Below are 14,545 nucleotides of genomic sequence, written 5' to 3'. Positions count from 1 at the left end.
TCGAGGTTGTAATACAAGCTCCGATTCATACACAGAAAAGCTGACCATGCCTAACATTCTCGTCAAGATACCGAAAGATGCATTTCCAACCGAGCATCGCGCCACCTTGGTAAAAAAGCTGAACGACGCCGCCGCTGCCGCGGAGCAAATTCCCGACGACCCGCGGAAGCGGTCGATGTGCTGGGTGATCATCGACGAAGTGGAGCCAGGATCGTGGACCTGCGGCGCAAGCGACATGAGCGCAAAGCTGCTGCCCTGCCTTGCCGTGATCTACGTTCCGTCTGGCGTCCTGGACGGTGCTTCCCAGGCCGTGTACGTCGACCTGGTGCACGCGGCCTTCAAGCAGTCTCTGCCAGCGACCGAGCAACGCCAGTTGGCGACGTCCGTCATATTGCATGACGTAGCCGATGGCAGCTGGGGTGCCAACGGCGCCGTCTGGCGGCTTCCCGACTTCGCGCAGGCTGCAGGCTTCGCGCATCTTCAAGCATTGCTTCCCCGCGCCTGACGCGGTCAACGGGTGCCGCCTTGACTGCGCCGGCACCATCCCGACGGCAGCTAGCTGCCACAGCGCGTGCCGGCCGTATGCCGGACATGCCATACTATCCACCCGATCGATCACGGTTCACTCAAGATGCGTTTACTTTCCTTGTCCGGCAGCTTGCGCGCTGCATCGTCCAACACGCACACACTCATCGCGGCTGCCCTGCTGGCGCCGCCAGGCATCGTCATCGAACATTACGATGCGATTGGCGAGCTGCCTCACTTTACTCCAGACCTCGATGCCGATCTTCCGCAGAGCATCGTTGACTTGCGCAGCCGCGTGTGTCAGGCGGACGGCCTCCTGATTGCCTGCCCCGAATACGCGCGCGGCATACCCGGATCGTTCAAGAACATGCTCGATTGGCTGGTAGGCAGTCCGGATTTCCCGGGAAAGCCCGTCGCGCTGTTCAATACCTCGCCGAGAGCATCCGCGGCGCAAGCCGCCTTGAAGCTGGTCCTGGAAACGATGTCGGCCACGATCATCCACGATGCTTGCGCCACGCTGCACTTGCCGGGCAAGCAGGCCGACCCGCTTGCCATCGCACATGATCCCGTGAGCAGTGCAACACTGCGGCAAGCGATTCAGGCAATCGTAGAACATCTTCAGGCCGCGGCGGCGCCAACTTGTACTCCATGGGCAGAGCAATAATACGCCACGTCAATTTTTCACTTTTGATCATGGGTTTAGATATCAGACTGTCGGCATTAACGCGTCAACTTCGTTGATGTCCGCTTCAGGTTCGACAGACGGGGCAAAACAAGCATGGAAAAGACCGACCGGCGTTCCACGATGCAGACATTCCCATATGGCGCGTCCGCCGACCGGCAAGCGGATCTGTACCTTCCCGCAACACCACGGCCGCCCGTTGTTTGCCTGCTGCACGGTGGGTTTTGGCGGATGCCTTATGGTCGTGATCAGATGACCGCCATCGCTAGCGACTTGGTGGCACACGGTCTTGCCGTCTGGAATATAGAATACCGCCGGCTGGGTACGCCTCAGTCCGGGTGACCGGCAACAATGGACGATGTTGCCGCTGGCATCGACTACCTGGCGGACCTTTGTGTCGGAGGCGTTGACGTCGATCTTGACCGCGTCATCGTGATCGGCCACTCTGCCGGTGGCCATCTCGCATTGTGGGGTGCTGGGCGCAGTCACGCTCGAAACACCTCATTGCCAGGAGTTCATATACGGGCTGTCGTCGGATTGGCACCTGTTGCTGACCTTGCCGAGGCTTACGTCCGAAAGGTTGGAGGTGAAGCAGTGGTAGAACTGCTTGGTGGCCCCCCGGGACAGTATCCGGACCGACTTCGTGCAGCATCGCCGATGGAGATGCTCCCCTTGCGCGTCAGACAGCTCATTCTTCATGGCACTGCCGATGATGCGGTCCCCATCGAGCTTTCACGAGGCTACGCAAGGGCAGCAGAGGCAGCAGGTGACACTGTAGAGATCCTCGAATTGCCGGGTACGGGTCACATGGAATACCTTGATCCAGATAGCGATGCCCATGCGATCCTTCGTCGCTGGCTGTTGGCGTCCATGAGCGAGGCCTGATCGCGGGTAAGCGCTGTCGAACAACAGCTTTCAGCGGACGGCGTCCACGCCGCCACTGAACAGGAACGTTAGACCTCATCTACGGATTTTCCGCGACTCTAGATTTATCCCCTGCGCTCGGACGGGAATTGGGCGAACACCCCATACGCAAGTTTAACGTACATTACAAGCCGAATTCTGAGACGCGCCCTGCCTAAATTGCTCGGCTAGCAGTTCTGCCGCCTCGGCAGCGAAAGCTGTCTTGAAGACTTGAGGGACAAGCAAATTGAATTCGACGTCGGGCATTATCGGCAATTCTTTACGACCACGAAAAGTCGTTACGTTCGCCGGCACTGCCGAAGCATTGAGGCACGCCACGCCAAGCCCCGCTGATAGCGCCGATTGGAGTCCTCCGACTCCTGATGTGGAATGCGCAACGAAATGGGTCACACTACTATCCCTAAGCTTCGCAAGCATGTACCGCTGAAGCGAACAGGTGTCAGGCAGCGCAATCAATGGCAGCGGCTCGGGTTCTCGCAATGCAAACGAAGGCGCCGCGACCCATGCCAGGCGCTCACGTCGAATCGGAATACATTTATAAGAACTATCGCGCCTAGCCGAATCGATCATCGGTTGCCCCACAATCCGCATCGACAGACCGATATCAAATTCCCCAGAACCCGATTCCTGTTCGATCTGCACGCTCTTACGTACTGAAACATGCAACCGCAACGCTGGATATTGATCATGGAGCCGCTTTAAAATCGTCGCGAGCCCTGCTGGTTCAAAATAATCGGTGATTGCCAACCTAAGCTCACCGGCTAGCGAGATGCCTTGCATGTCCAGGTAGGCGGCATCGCTTAGTGACAATATTCCGCGGGCATGACCGAGAAGGCGCTCCCCCACTGGGGTCAAGGTCGTACCATTTTTTCCGCGCAAGAAAAGTGTTAGCCCGCAGGATTCTTCGAGCTTGCGGATTTGTTCGCTCACTGCCGACTGTGAGCGGGACAAACGCACTGCAGCCGCGGATAAGCTCCTGGCTTCGGCAACCGTTGCCAAAGTGTGCAAAAGCTCGAGGTCAAAGCGGCGCATGTCTATCCATTTGTTTTATCGATGGATGCCATCATATCTTCCCGCTTTTCAGCTGGAAAGCTTTATTGCAAACTCAAGGTCCCTTCACAACAGCTTCGAGGTTGACATGCCAGGCATTATGCTCAGAGTATCAGGTCGTGAGAATCACGATCAAACCGGACGTTTCGCAGAAGAACTGACCAGCCTAACGTGCTCAGTGCTTGACAAGGAGCCAAGCCAGACGATGGTGATGATCCAGTACTTTCCTCACGAACATTGGTTTATCGGTCGGCGTTCATTGGCAGAACTGGGCAAAAATTCATTCCGGCTTGAAGTGACGATTACTGACGAAACCAACACAAAATCGCAGAAGGCCGTGTTCCATCGAGCTGCATTCGAGCTGTTGTCACGGATGATAGGAAACATTCACCCGCATTCCAATGTGCACATCATCGATTGCCGGGCCACTGCCTATGGGTATGGCGGCGTGACGCAAGAGTATCGGCATCAGCGTGCGATGATCGCTAGTGTCCGCGCCGATGCCAACGCCGGAGCCTTTCATGGCGCAGATAGCAACGCGAATGTCGATAGCGTCACAATGAGCGAAGCAGTCGCCGATCGGAGCGTTCAGCGATGATCACCGTACTCGTATCGTTTAACCTTGCGCCTGGTACGACTCGTGTCCGCGCGCTCGACATGTACCGCAGGAGCGCGAACAAATGGGCAAAAAATGTTGATCTTATCGAGAAGTATTATTACTTTGATGAGGAAAGCCTACTGGGTGGCGGCGTCTACATTTGGAAGAGTTTCGAGGCAGCGCATCGGTGGCATGGACCTGATTACGTGGCGATGGTCGAGTCGGTGTATGGCAATCCGCCACTGATCCAGATATTTGACACACTCATTCACATCGAGCCGGATACCAAGCGAATTGTCGATTTTTGAGACTGAAGCGAACACGCGGCCAACTGTCGCCATGAAAAGAGTGGCGTGCTTGAACTTAGATTTGAAGGCCCGCTTTCGGGGCGGACTGTGTGAGAACGCGCTCCCGATATCAAAGAGAGTTTTTCTGAAGCGTGAATACTTCATCAGGCGCGCCCGGGAGAACAAGGCTCTGCGTTGCCATAGTTGGCCGCATACAGTAGCGCCTTTGCTGGGTTTGTCTTCAACACGCTAAGAGAGAGTGTCGCAACTGCGGCAGTCGCCTCGGCGATCGTGCTGGCAAGAAGCTGGCTGCCAACGCCTTGACCTTGCAGGTCTGGACTAAGTTGAATTTGAATTAGTTGCCATTGAGTTCCATCGCGCAAGAGCTTAAGCAAACCAACCGGTGCCGCGCCTCGCAGCAACACGTCAGCGCAGTCAAATCGATACATGATGCGTACGCGATGATCGGCCTCACTGGCACTGAGGCCGGACGCAGCCAGGTGTTGATCCATCGTCTGACAGCGTGGCGTCAGCAGGAACGGGATGTCATCGAGACGGGCGCGACGGCGGACGATATGCATGACTTCAAAAATGATGATGGGACAACTTGCGTGTCCGCTCCATGGAAGAGTTGGGCGCCTATAGTAAACAAGATCTCGGAGCTGACACGTCAAGGCGCTCAGCGAGATGACGCGCCTCAGCTGCACTCTTGAAGTCGAGCACGACGATGACACGGCGACTCGGATTCATATGCTCTCCCATGAAAATCTGGCCTTCCCCCAACGTCCCCCATACTTCAGGGGGCAGCCAAGGTCCATGCCGGAGCGCAAATTGAAGCTCTGCCTCAGAAAAATAGCATCTTTCATAAGCGTTACCTTACCAAGCGCCCGTACCGACGACAATGCCATCGAGGCAGTGCCCGCAACAAGGATCGATGCACGCATCGCTGTCTTGGCGCTCTCTGCTGGTACATCCCTATCTCCAACTTCAGTCAGCGTGGACTATCTGCACTCCAATGGGGCGACTTTAAGAACCATTCATCCAAATTCCACAGATTCTCCATGATGCATCGTTATAGTCCACCGCTGATCCATCTCTCGTCAGCGCGTTCGTCCCATATGCAAGCCATGACAGTCATCGAGAGGCACGGTGCAGTCGGGATGCACCGGACATTACCTGAAAAATAGAGAAGACATGAAATCAGAAGCGATCACCGCATCGGAATCCCTAGACGAAACCACCCCCTCCACACTGAAGAAAATTTTCTCAATTGCCGTTTTGGCGCATGTGACCATCTGGATCATATTGCCGTTATTATTTCAACGCAATATTGCGCTCGACATGGCGGAGGGTTTGGCCTGGGGGAAAGAATGGCAACTTGGCTATGAGAAAGATCCACCATTATTTCCGTGGGTGATACAGACCATTACCTCTTGGTCAAACAGAGGGATATGGATCAGCTATCTTGCAGGGCAACTGTGCGTTGCCACTGTTTTCTTCGCCGTGTGGCAACTGGGGCGGCGAGTTGCCACTGAGATGCAGGCACTGGTCGGTGCGTTGTTGCTGGAAGGCATTTATTATCTCAGCCTTCCTGTTTTGGAATTGAATGACATCATATTGCAGATGCCATTTTCTGCCCTGTTTGCCTGGCTGCTACATAAGGCGATCCAGGATAATCAGCTGAGATACTGGATGCTGGCAGGACTGGTTTCCAGCTTGGGCTTGTTGTCGCGCTATTCTATGGGGGCATATATCGTACCCATTGCCATATTTGTTCTTATTCACCCGACTTCCCGCGACCGTCTAAGGTCGAAAGGACCGTGGTTGCTTGCATTGACATCCGCACTGGTATTTGCTCCACATGTATACTGGATCATTGAAAGCGACTTTATTTCAATAAAATATGTCGGGAAGCGGGCGCCTGAAATTCCACACGCATTTACTTTTATCAAAGAATACTTTTCATTCATCGGTGCGCAGTTTTTGGCACTGTCACCTATGCTGCTAGTGGCATCATTTTTTTGGAGGTGGCGCTCGTCCCGTATCTGTTTAAGGGCGCGATGGCACGACTTTGACTTTTGCTATATTGCTGTTCTAGCTCTGGGACCAATTATTTTTTCCTTGTTGCTGTCATTGCTTGCACAGCGGCCACTGCGGGCCATGTGGGGTGCACCGCTGTGGCTCTTTACGGGAATTTTTATTGTTCTTATTTTTCAGCCAATTTTAACAAAAAAACGTTTTCGCCATTTTATCCGTGCCTGGATTGTGCTATTGGTATTTCCCGCATCGTTCTTTGTCGCCGAGAAAATATATGGAACTGATATCACCGGGAATGAGCAGGCCGTTAACTTTCCTGGCGAAAATTTTGGCAGTTCGATAAATAACAGGTGGAGCACAATAACGAAAAAACCATTGAAATATGTCGTAGGAAGTACATGGAATGCAGGAAATGTGGCATTTTACGCAAAGGACCGCCCTTCCGTCATTTTCTCTCATGCGGATCTCCATGTAAGCCCCTGGGCAAAGGCCGAGGAAATCAAAAGGGCCGGAGCTGTCATCGTGTGGAATATGCGCGAGGAAGGTTTTGCGCTGCCTCACTATCTTGCCAGCAGATTTCCAGATGCAATTGTTCAGCCAGCGGTGACTGTGAAAGGAAAACGTTACCATCATTTTGGAGTCGCCTACATTTTGCCACAGTGACTTCTAAAAGGCTTGCGTACTCTGACCAGCTGGCAGGGTTCGTCCTTGACCTCTTTGCATGATGGTCAGGGTGCGGAATTTGCTGTCGCTGGCTAATTGGCCAGCGACAAAGAGCGTAGCGTACAGGCCCGCCGTAGAGTGCAGCTGCGGTGGTCGATAATGTACCGCACTACCTCGCGCTTCAGCGCGAGGCCGCCCCCACTTTTCAAGGTGCGCAAGCAAAATTCTCTGCTTTCTCGGGATCGCCATTGCCGCGGTAGCGCGCCACTTGCGGGTAAGGGCAAAGCGGACGGGTTCGGCCCGGCCATGGCGTGCCCGGTCCCGCGCTTGCCTCAAGACGGTCCGGCGCACGGCCGTGCTCCACCCAGTCCACCATCGCCGCCAGAGAATCGAACTCCGTCGTGGCCGGACCTCCCGAGCAGTGGCACATCCCGGGCACGGGAAACACCCGCGCGAACTCGCCGGCCCGGCCATGCTCGCGCCGGTTCAACTGGTCGTACCAGTCCAGCGTGTCCGCCAGCGAAAACACCGGATCGGATTCCCCGTGCGGGACCATCAGACGGCCGTGGCGCGCCTTGAAAGACGTCAGGTCAGTCGAGCGCGCGGAGATGTCTTCCCAAGCCGAGTGCCGGAATGGCGCCACCACCGCCTGAACCTTTGCCGCCGCACTGTCGAAGTCAAGTCCCATCTGAAAGTCCGCCAGAGCCTGCGGTCCCGGCGGCAACATCACGGGCGGCGTGCTGAACACCGAGGCCAGCGCCTGGCCGCCCAGCACCACGTTAAGCGGCGGCACCTGGCCATCCTCCGAGCCGATCTTCCATACGCGCCATGCCGGACTGTCGATCCCGGACGGCCAGAACCAGCGGTTGTAGAGGGCCTGGCCGGCGCTGCCCAACGGCCCGCGCATCGATTCAACCAGCGCATCGATCTGCGTCTGGCTCAGGCAGTCGCTCGTCGCGCCGCCGGCCGGACAGATCTTTCCGCGCAGCTGCGCCAGTACCTTCTGGTCGGTGCAGCGATCCACGTCGGCGACCATGCCGTCGCGCAGACCATCGTCGGCGTCGCAGGCATCGAGGATCGCCTCGCGCACCAGCTTGAGCTGCACACCGTTGAAGGCAGTGTGCAAGCGCGAAACGTCGAAGCCGGCGGCGCCGGGCGTCTGGATAACACGGCTGAAGGCGCGCGTATCCCAGGCCTCCGCCAAGGCCGCCTTGGGCAGCGCAAAGCCCGGCGCGGAAGCGATGATGCCGTCGAAAACTTCAGGGTAGCGCTGGGCGAACGCCATGCCCTCCTGCCCGCCCTTGGAACAGCCGACAAAATAGTTATAGCGCGGCTTCTGTCCGTAGTAATGGCGAACCAGCCAAAGACCGGCGTCGGCGCTGCGCTTGAGCGACGCGTGGCCGTAGTCACTGCGCGCGGTCGGGTCCGAACCGAACACCATTTGTCCGCCGCGCAGCGGGTCGTTGTTGCTGGCGTTGTCGTGGCCGGAGTCCTGGCTCAGCACCGCGTAACGCCGTTCGATGGCTGTGTCGTCGGCGCCGTACAGCTTGCCGGTGGCGTCGCCGATGTCGCCATTGCTGCCGCCGCCGCCCTGGAACAGGAAACGGTTGTTCCAGTCCGACGGTAGCCGCAGGCGGAAACGAATGGCGTAACGCTGGCCGTCAGCCTGGCGCGCCGGCGTCTCGGCGATCAATTCGCAGTGGGCCGGCAGTTTAGCCATGCGCGTGCCGCCCTGCTCCAGGCGGATTTCCTGGGGCTCGCCCTCGGGGTGATAGATGGCCTGCCGCACGCGGAAGGTGGTGGACGGCGGCGCCTTGTCGCCCATCGCCAGGCAGCGTTGCTCGAAGCTGGCGCCGTAGGACGGCGCGGTGGCGATGGCGCCCAGGCAGGCGAGCAGCACCGCGGCGGCAGGCGGGCATTGTTTATATCGAACGAAGCAGCGTGTCATGTTGTCATCCCGATTTGATTAACTTGATAAAAACGAAGCCGGACGGCGGACACACCATTCAGCGTGGTCCCTTCCACCGTGCCGACGTCAGTGCGCTTGATGGCGTGGCGTCAGGATTCGATGTGGCCGATTAAAAAAGCCACCGTCTTGGCGATGGCGCGCTGGGCTTCCGGGCTGGTGTCGGCCATCGTCTGGTGCACGTGCGGCATACCCTCGTACGCATCCAGCGTCACCGCGACGCCGCCAGCGGCCATTGCCTGGTACAAGCGCACAGAGTCCGACAGCAAGACCTCGCGCAAACCGCATTGCACCAGGGTCGGCGGGTAGCTTTTGCTGTAGTCGCCATACACCGGCGAGGCGTACGGATTGCGCCGCTCGCCAGCGTCGACATAGGCGTCACGGCTCGGCCGCAACGCCTCCGTCGAGACGATGGGATCGGCGGCGGCCAGGGTGAGCAGGGTGTCGCCCTGAAAGTCGAGATCGGTCCAAGGCGACCACAGCGCGGCGGCGGCCGGCAGTGGTATCTTGCGGTCGAGCATGCGCAGCAAGGCGCCCGCCAGCAGGCCGCCGCCGGCAGAGTCGCCGAAGCAGCCGATCCGGCGCGGCGCATAGCCATCGGCGTAGAGTGCGGAGAACACCTTGCCCACGTCGCCGGTCGTGCGCTCCCACTTCGCGCGCGGCGCCGTGGTGTAGTCGATCGAGACGACGCAAAAGCCCGTCGCCAGCGCCATTTGCGCCGGTGCCAGCAGCGTCGAGCCGGCAGTGCCGAGCGTGTAGGCACCACCGTGGGCATAGACGATCAGGCAGTCCCGGCGCCGCACATGCGGCGGTTCCAGCCATATCACCGGCACGCCGCCGAGCGTACCCTTGCGCGATCGCACGCCGGTGGCGGCGACGCGCTCGCGGCTCATCTCCTCGAACATCGCCGCCAGGCGCTGGCGCAAAGCGTCCCAGGCTTCCACATCGTCCGGCGACGGCAGCGCCGGTTTGGGGAAGGCCGCCAGGTCGGCGAACATCCTGGGCCAGCCATCCGACACGGTCGGGGGCAGCGGTATCGGCCCCGGCAGCGACGAGACTGGCGCCGCCGCCCGGGCAGCCCCGTGTGCCGCAACGGCGGCCGCCAGCGCGCCGCACGCGCTTAAAAAGGCGCGCCGTGGCGCGGTGTGCATGGACCTGGAATCGGACTTGAAATTAAACTCGCTCATTCTGTTACTCCTTGACGGTAGGTGTGGCGGCGCGCCCGTTTTGCGACCTCTTGTCGGGTAATTGGCCGAGCGCGGATTCCAGTACGCTTTTCATGCGCGCATAGCCCTGGTTGTTCGGATGGACGCCATCGTTCGAAAAGTCCGCGCGAAACGCGCCATCCGGCGCCGCCAGCACCGCATGGTAGTCGACGTAGACCAGGCCCTCGCTGAGCGCCAGCGCCTTGAGCCAGCGGTTTAACGCCTCGATACGCGCCGGCGTGCCGGGGGTGGGCCGCCAGGGCATGCTGGCCGCCGGCGGGATGCTCGCCAGCAGCACGGCTATCCCCTGACGCTTGGCGATCGCCACCATGGCCTCGATGTTGTCCTGATAGCGCCGCGCCGAAGTGGGACCGGTATTGCCGGCGATATCGTTAGTGCCTGCCATGAGATGGACGAAACGGGGACGCAGCGCCGCCACGTCGGCGGCAAAGCGCAACAGGATCTGCGGCGAAGTCTGCCCCGCGATGCCGCGATTGAGCCAGCGGTCGCCGAACACCCGGGCCGCCGACTCGGACCACAACTCGGTAATCGAGTCGCCCAGGAAAACGCCGTCGATGGCGGCGCCGGCCGCCGTCACGGCGGCGTTGGCGGCGGCGTAGCGGCACAGGTCCGGCCAGTCGAGCTGGCGCCGCATCTCCTCGGCCCGAGCCCGTTGCGCCATGATCGGTCCGGCGATCAGACGCTCCAGTTCCGCGGGACGCATGGCGCCGGGCTCGATGAACATGTCGACCAGCGCGCGCGGCACGTCGGGTAGCGCCGGCAAGCCGGCGCAAGGCGCCTCAAGCATGCCTTGCGTGTTCGGGGGTGGCGTCGCGGCGGCCGCCGGCAGCGCGCAGCACAGCGCGGCGACAGCGACAGCCAGGCGCCTACGCGCCAGAGTTGCAAAGTGAATCGTCATGATGATCCTTGTTAAATAATGTGCAGACAAAATCGATGAAATTGCGCCGCCAGACCCGCCATGCATGCGCGCCGTCGACTACTTGCCAAGTGTGCGCGACGCCGCGCGCGGCCAGCCAGTCGACGAAGCCACGCACGTCGTCGATCAAAAAGTCGTCGCGCCCACAACTGACTAGCAGGCGCGGCATCGCCGCCGGCGACGTCGCCTGCCTCAGGCAGGCCTCGAAATCGCCTTCGAACATGAAGGTGGCGGGACTGAACGCGCCCACATGGGAGAACCGGTGCGGTGCGTTCAGACCGACGAACAGCGCCTGCGCACCGCCCATCGACAACCCGCCAACCGCCCTGCCCCGTCGGTCGGCGTCGACCGAATAGCTACGCTCGACAACTGGCAACACCTCGTCGAGCAGACTTGCGCCCAGCAGCTCGATGTTGCGCAGCGCTGCGCCGGCTGACGGCGGCGGCAGGTCGCTGGCCATGCCTGGATCGCAATGCCCGGACGGACACACCACCAGCATGGGCCGGCAACGGCCGTCGTGGATCAGCGCATCGAGCATGACGTCGGCGCGTCCGACGCTGAACCAGGCACCTGCGGCATCGCCCAAGCCATGCAGCAAATACAGCACCGGGTAGGCGCGTCCGGAACGCCGGTCGTAACCGGGCGGGGTGTAGACGTAGAACTCGCGGTCGCCGCCGATGGCGGCGGAACGGTAACTGTGGCGCGCCACCAGCCCGCGCGGCACGTCCCCCTGCTGCCACGGCAACGCAGCGGCGTCGGGCCGGCCGGGCAGCAACACCATGCTCTCCCCCAGGCCCGTGCTGGACGGCTTGATCCACGGGTTGGCGGGATCGAGCACGGACACGCCGTCGATAACGAGCCGGTAGCAATACAGGTCTGGCGGCAGCGCCGGGCTGCTGCCGCGCCAGATGCCGTCGGCAGCGCGGTCCAGCGGCAGCGGCGCCGCCAGCGCGTCGAGCTCGACCCGCACTTGACGGGCCGCTGGTGCCTCCACCTGGAAAATCAGCGAGCCGTCGCCGCCCACCTCGGGCGAACGGATGGCTGGCCGAAAGACTTTACTTAGCATGCGCTGGACTCCGTTGGTTGGATATTGTTGAATGCGCGGTCACGTTCAATAGAAGGTGTAGCCGACACGCAGGCCGAAGGTGCGCCGCGGCATGTACGACGCGATACTGAGCGCCAGGATCTGCGTGTTGCTGGTGTAGACCTGGCGGTCCTCGGCGTTGTAGACGTGGGCGTTGACGTTCCAGCGCCTGTCCTGGCTTTGCCAGTCGAGGTTGAGGTCGGTCTTGCTGTAGGCCTTGCGGTAGCCGAGCAGCGGATCGGTGCTGGACAGGCTGTCGATGACCGAATGGCTGCCGCTCTGCCAATACGTCTGGATCGACGGCGTCCACTGCCCGTTGGCGCCCAGCTCGATAGTATGGGCGTAGCGCAGGCGCGCGCTGATCTTGGGCGCGTTGGGCAAGCGGCGGCCGCTGTTGTCGAGCGGGGCGGTGTTGATCGGCGTCGGCGCGAAGTTGTTGTACAACACGTCGACGGCGTTGGCGTTGTCGATACCCGGCGCAACGGTGCCAAACTTGGCGTCGAGCAGGGTAAGGAAGCCCTGCAGATGGTCCTGGCGCGTGACCCTCCAGTCCAGCTCGGCCTCGATGCCGCGCACGCGCGCCGTGGCGGCATTACCGGTCACGACGGTGTTGTTGCCCGACAGATTCTTGCCAATGGTGCTCACCTGCAGGTCCTTGTAATCCATACTGAAGGCCGTCAGGTTCAGGCCCAATGTGTCGCCGCGCAGCCGGCCACGCCAGCCCGCCTCGAAACTGGTCAGGGTCTCCGGCTTGTAGGTCAGGTACGGGGTCGCCACGTTTGGCGTGACGCCGCCGCCGCGATAGCCGGTCGACACGGTGGCGTACAACATGTCGGTTTTGCTCAGGTCGAACTCGGAGGTCACCTTGTAGCTGGTGTTGCGCGAGCTGGTGGTGCCGGAGGCGTTGACCGCCGGGCCGAACGGTACGCCGCACGGCAGGTTGGCCGCCAGCGCTTGCATGGTCCCGTACAGGCAAGCCTGGGTATCGGTGTCGGTCAGCGCCGTGTCGCGCGTGCCTCGCAGGCCCAGGGTCATGCGCCAGACATCGGAAACGCTGTAGGTGGCCTGGCCGAAGGCCGCCCTGGAGGTGTTCTTCAACGCGTTGTTGCGCACTGCCGCGTCGAGGTTGCCATAGCCGGACGGCAGGTTGCCGGCGCCAGGGGCGAAGGCGAGACCTGGCGGCAGCACGCTGGCCAGCGGCGCCGGCAGCGCGTTGCCGATACGCACCCCGTAGAGTCCGTTCTGCTCGTCGCGGTAGTCGTACAGGCCGCCGACCAGTTTGAGGCGGTCGCTCTCGTAATTGACATTCAGCTCGTGGCTACGGGTGATAGTCTTGTTGTCCTTGTTGTAGAGGCTGAAGATGCCGGAGTTGAGATCGACGCCGTTGTTGACCAGCTTGGTCAAGCCGGCCAGGTAGGTCACCGTCCAATCGTCGTTGACGGCCCACACCAGTGACGAGCGCAGCCCCGTCTGGGCCAGATCCTTGCGGATGCCGGTGCCGGCGCCACCGCCGCCGATGCCGCCAACGTTGGTGTCGACCGGCACGGTGACACGCTTGCCCAGAGTGCCGGCGGCGATGTTGGCGTCGGGGAAGTAGTTATAGGCGACGCTGTGGACCGCCGCGATCGTGCCCTTGTCCTCCAGCTTGCTCAACGACACATTCCATTTCAGGCTGTCACCCAATTGCCAGGCCGCCGCCAGGCGCGCGCTCGACAGGTCGACCTTGCCGTAGCGGCTGGAGACCGCCCTGCCCGGCTCGTCACCGTCACTGGTACGCCGCAGTACGGAAGCGCGCAGAAGCAGCGTCTCGGATACCGGCACGTTCACCACAGCGCGCGCGGTCACGTCGTTGTGGTCGCCATAGTTGACGTCGCCGAACAGTTGCGGGCGGGCGGTCGGGCGCGCGGTGATCACATTGACCACGCCGACGGTGGCGTTGCGGCCGTACACCGTACCCTGCGGGCCCCGCAGTGCCTCGATTCGGCCGACATCGTACAGCCCAAGGCTCAACACTTGATAGTTCGGTTCGTAGATGCCGTCGACGTGGACCGCGACCGTCGAGTAGCCGCCGAAGGAGGCGTTGCTGCCTATGCCCCGCATGGAGAAGCCGTTGCTGGCAACGGCCATGTTGGGCACCGACGAGGCGATGTCGGTCAGCGAAGTGATGCCCTGGGCGTCGAGCGCCTTCTGGCTGACCACGCTGACCGCGAGCGGCGCCTTCGACAGCACTTCCGAACGACGCTGGGCTGTGATGGTCACCGCTTCGAGTGTGCCGGTGTCGCTTGCCTTGTCGGCGGTGGCCTCCTGCGCGTGGACGCCAGCAGCGTGCACCAGCATGGCGCACGCCAGGGAAAGGGGGGTGAGTTGAAACTTCATCTGGTCTCCTTGATTTTTTTAGGTTCCGAGCTTGTCTTCATACTCGATGCGCCGTCGCCTCGGTCGTACCGGGCTTTGATGACTAGCAATCTGAACGTCGCTTTTGCGCAATCGATTGCTCACTATCGCATTTCTGTGGATTGGCTGCAATAACTTAATTATTTTTTGCCGAAAACTGACATTTTCAAGCATTTAAAGCTTTTCTAGTGAC

At 60.6% G+C, this 14,545-nt stretch carries 14 protein-coding genes; 6 read left to right on the top strand and 8 right to left on the bottom strand.

All coding sequences use genetic code 11. The annotated features are described in order from the left end of the window. Window positions 1–46: 46 nt before the first annotated feature. Together GCN78_RS12910 and GCN78_RS12905 are read left to right on the top strand one after the other, a co-directional pair. On the top strand, window positions 47–505 hold the full coding sequence (locus tag GCN78_RS12910) for a tautomerase family protein (protein WP_152252070.1): 459 nt from the start codon (window positions 47–49) through the stop codon (window positions 503–505). A 126-nt stretch (window positions 506–631) separates the two neighbouring features. Continuing rightward, on the top strand, window positions 632–1,189 hold the full coding sequence (locus tag GCN78_RS12905) for an NADPH-dependent FMN reductase (protein ID WP_152252069.1): 558 nt from the start codon (window positions 632–634) through the stop codon (window positions 1,187–1,189). Between the two features lie 42 nt (window positions 1,190–1,231). Here GCN78_RS12905 and GCN78_RS29315 read toward each other — a convergent pair whose 3' ends face one another. Then, on the bottom strand, window positions 1,232–1,666 hold the full coding sequence (locus tag GCN78_RS29315) for a hypothetical protein (RefSeq protein ID WP_193316724.1): 435 nt from the start codon (window positions 1,664–1,666) through the stop codon (window positions 1,232–1,234). Between GCN78_RS29315 and GCN78_RS30030 the strand changes: the two genes are divergently transcribed. Continuing rightward, window positions 1,559–2,092: an alpha/beta hydrolase family protein gene (locus tag GCN78_RS30030; RefSeq protein ID WP_152252068.1), complete on the top strand. Its 534-nt coding sequence runs from the start codon at window positions 1,559–1,561 to the stop codon at window positions 2,090–2,092. The two genes, GCN78_RS29315 and GCN78_RS30030, sit on opposite strands and share 108 nt — an antisense overlap. A gap of 153 nt (window positions 2,093–2,245) precedes the next feature. On the opposite strand, the gene GCN78_RS12895 is transcribed toward GCN78_RS30030, so the two are convergent. Next, window positions 2,246–3,163, bottom strand: coding sequence for a LysR family transcriptional regulator (locus GCN78_RS12895; RefSeq protein WP_193316715.1), 918 nt, complete (start codon window positions 3,161–3,163; stop codon window positions 2,246–2,248). Between GCN78_RS12895 and GCN78_RS12890 the strand changes: the two genes are divergently transcribed. Beyond that, entirely contained in the window at window positions 3,162–3,779 is a 618-nt protein-coding gene (locus GCN78_RS12890; protein WP_226939609.1) for a tautomerase family protein, read from the top strand. The two genes, GCN78_RS12895 and GCN78_RS12890, sit on opposite strands and share 2 nt — an antisense overlap. Next, complete coding sequence (locus GCN78_RS12885; RefSeq protein ID WP_152252066.1) at window positions 3,776–4,087, top strand: monooxygenase; 312 nt, start codon at window positions 3,776–3,778, stop codon at window positions 4,085–4,087. Before GCN78_RS12890 ends, GCN78_RS12885 begins: the two co-directional genes overlap by 4 nt. Window positions 4,088–4,230: 143 nt before the next feature. Here GCN78_RS12885 and GCN78_RS12880 read toward each other — a convergent pair whose 3' ends face one another. Further along, complete coding sequence (locus GCN78_RS12880; RefSeq protein WP_152252065.1) at window positions 4,231–4,647, bottom strand: GNAT family N-acetyltransferase; 417 nt, start codon at window positions 4,645–4,647, stop codon at window positions 4,231–4,233. A gap of 613 nt (window positions 4,648–5,260) precedes the next feature. On the opposite strand from GCN78_RS12880, the gene GCN78_RS12875 reads away from it, so the two are divergent. After that, window positions 5,261–6,766 carry a glycosyltransferase family 39 protein gene (locus GCN78_RS12875; RefSeq protein ID WP_152252064.1) on the top strand — a complete coding sequence of 502 codons (1,506 nt, stop codon included), beginning with the start codon at window positions 5,261–5,263 and terminating at the stop codon, window positions 6,764–6,766. Between the two features lie 205 nt (window positions 6,767–6,971). Here GCN78_RS12875 and GCN78_RS12870 read toward each other — a convergent pair whose 3' ends face one another. The 5 genes from GCN78_RS12870 to GCN78_RS12850 form a co-directional block, all read right to left on the bottom strand. Beyond that, window positions 6,972–8,714, bottom strand: coding sequence for a tannase/feruloyl esterase family alpha/beta hydrolase (locus tag GCN78_RS12870; RefSeq protein WP_152252063.1), 1,743 nt, complete (start codon window positions 8,712–8,714; stop codon window positions 6,972–6,974). A gap of 110 nt (window positions 8,715–8,824) precedes the next feature. Then, window positions 8,825–9,919 (bottom strand): alpha/beta hydrolase fold domain-containing protein, encoded by a 1,095-nt coding sequence (locus tag GCN78_RS12865; protein ID WP_152252062.1) that lies wholly within the window; start codon window positions 9,917–9,919, stop codon window positions 8,825–8,827. Window positions 9,920–9,923: 4 nt separating this feature from the next. Further along, window positions 9,924–10,856 (bottom strand): GDSL-type esterase/lipase family protein, encoded by a 933-nt coding sequence (locus GCN78_RS12860; protein WP_193316714.1) that lies wholly within the window; start codon window positions 10,854–10,856, stop codon window positions 9,924–9,926. Next, window positions 10,825–11,940, bottom strand: coding sequence for an alpha/beta hydrolase (locus GCN78_RS12855; protein ID WP_152252060.1), 1,116 nt, complete (start codon window positions 11,938–11,940; stop codon window positions 10,825–10,827). The genes GCN78_RS12860 and GCN78_RS12855 overlap by 32 nt, the downstream gene beginning before the upstream one ends. Window positions 11,941–11,985: 45 nt before the next feature. Beyond that, complete coding sequence (locus GCN78_RS12850; protein ID WP_152252059.1) at window positions 11,986–14,334, bottom strand: TonB-dependent receptor; 2,349 nt, start codon at window positions 14,332–14,334, stop codon at window positions 11,986–11,988. Between the last annotated feature and the right edge of the window lie 211 nt (window positions 14,335–14,545).

This window comes from Janthinobacterium rivuli, assembly GCF_009208735.1.
In the GTDB taxonomy this organism is placed as follows: Bacteria; Pseudomonadota; Gammaproteobacteria; order Burkholderiales; family Burkholderiaceae_D; genus Janthinobacterium.
This window is presented reverse-complemented; position numbering and strand designations above follow the sequence as displayed.

Coding starts and splice junctions, on each gene's coding strand:
- GCN78_RS12910 (WP_152252070.1), top strand. CDS start 47: ATGCCTAACATTCTCGTCAAGATACCGAAAGATGCATTTCCAACCGAG.
- GCN78_RS12905 (WP_152252069.1), top strand. CDS start 632: ATGCGTTTACTTTCCTTGTCCGGCAGCTTGCGCGCTGCATCGTCCAAC.
- GCN78_RS12855 (WP_152252060.1), bottom strand. CDS start 11,940: ATGCTAAGTAAAGTCTTTCGGCCAGCCATCCGTTCGCCCGAGGTGGGC.
- GCN78_RS12890 (WP_226939609.1), top strand. CDS start 3,162: ATGTCTATCCATTTGTTTTATCGATGGATGCCATCATATCTTCCCGCT.
- GCN78_RS12885 (WP_152252066.1), top strand. CDS start 3,776: ATGATCACCGTACTCGTATCGTTTAACCTTGCGCCTGGTACGACTCGT.
- GCN78_RS12865 (WP_152252062.1), bottom strand. CDS start 9,919: ATGAGCGAGTTTAATTTCAAGTCCGATTCCAGGTCCATGCACACCGCG.
- GCN78_RS30030 (WP_152252068.1), top strand. CDS start 1,559: ATGGACGATGTTGCCGCTGGCATCGACTACCTGGCGGACCTTTGTGTC.
- GCN78_RS29315 (WP_193316724.1), bottom strand. CDS start 1,666: ATGGCCACCGGCAGAGTGGCCGATCACGATGACGCGGTCAAGATCGAC.
- GCN78_RS12875 (WP_152252064.1), top strand. CDS start 5,261: ATGAAATCAGAAGCGATCACCGCATCGGAATCCCTAGACGAAACCACC.
- GCN78_RS12860 (WP_193316714.1), bottom strand. CDS start 10,856: ATGACGATTCACTTTGCAACTCTGGCGCGTAGGCGCCTGGCTGTCGCT.
- GCN78_RS12880 (WP_152252065.1), bottom strand. CDS start 4,647: ATGCATATCGTCCGCCGTCGCGCCCGTCTCGATGACATCCCGTTCCTG.
- GCN78_RS12895 (WP_193316715.1), bottom strand. CDS start 3,163: ATGCGCCGCTTTGACCTCGAGCTTTTGCACACTTTGGCAACGGTTGCC.
- GCN78_RS12850 (WP_152252059.1), bottom strand. CDS start 14,334: ATGAAGTTTCAACTCACCCCCCTTTCCCTGGCGTGCGCCATGCTGGTG.
- GCN78_RS12870 (WP_152252063.1), bottom strand. CDS start 8,714: ATGACACGCTGCTTCGTTCGATATAAACAATGCCCGCCTGCCGCCGCG.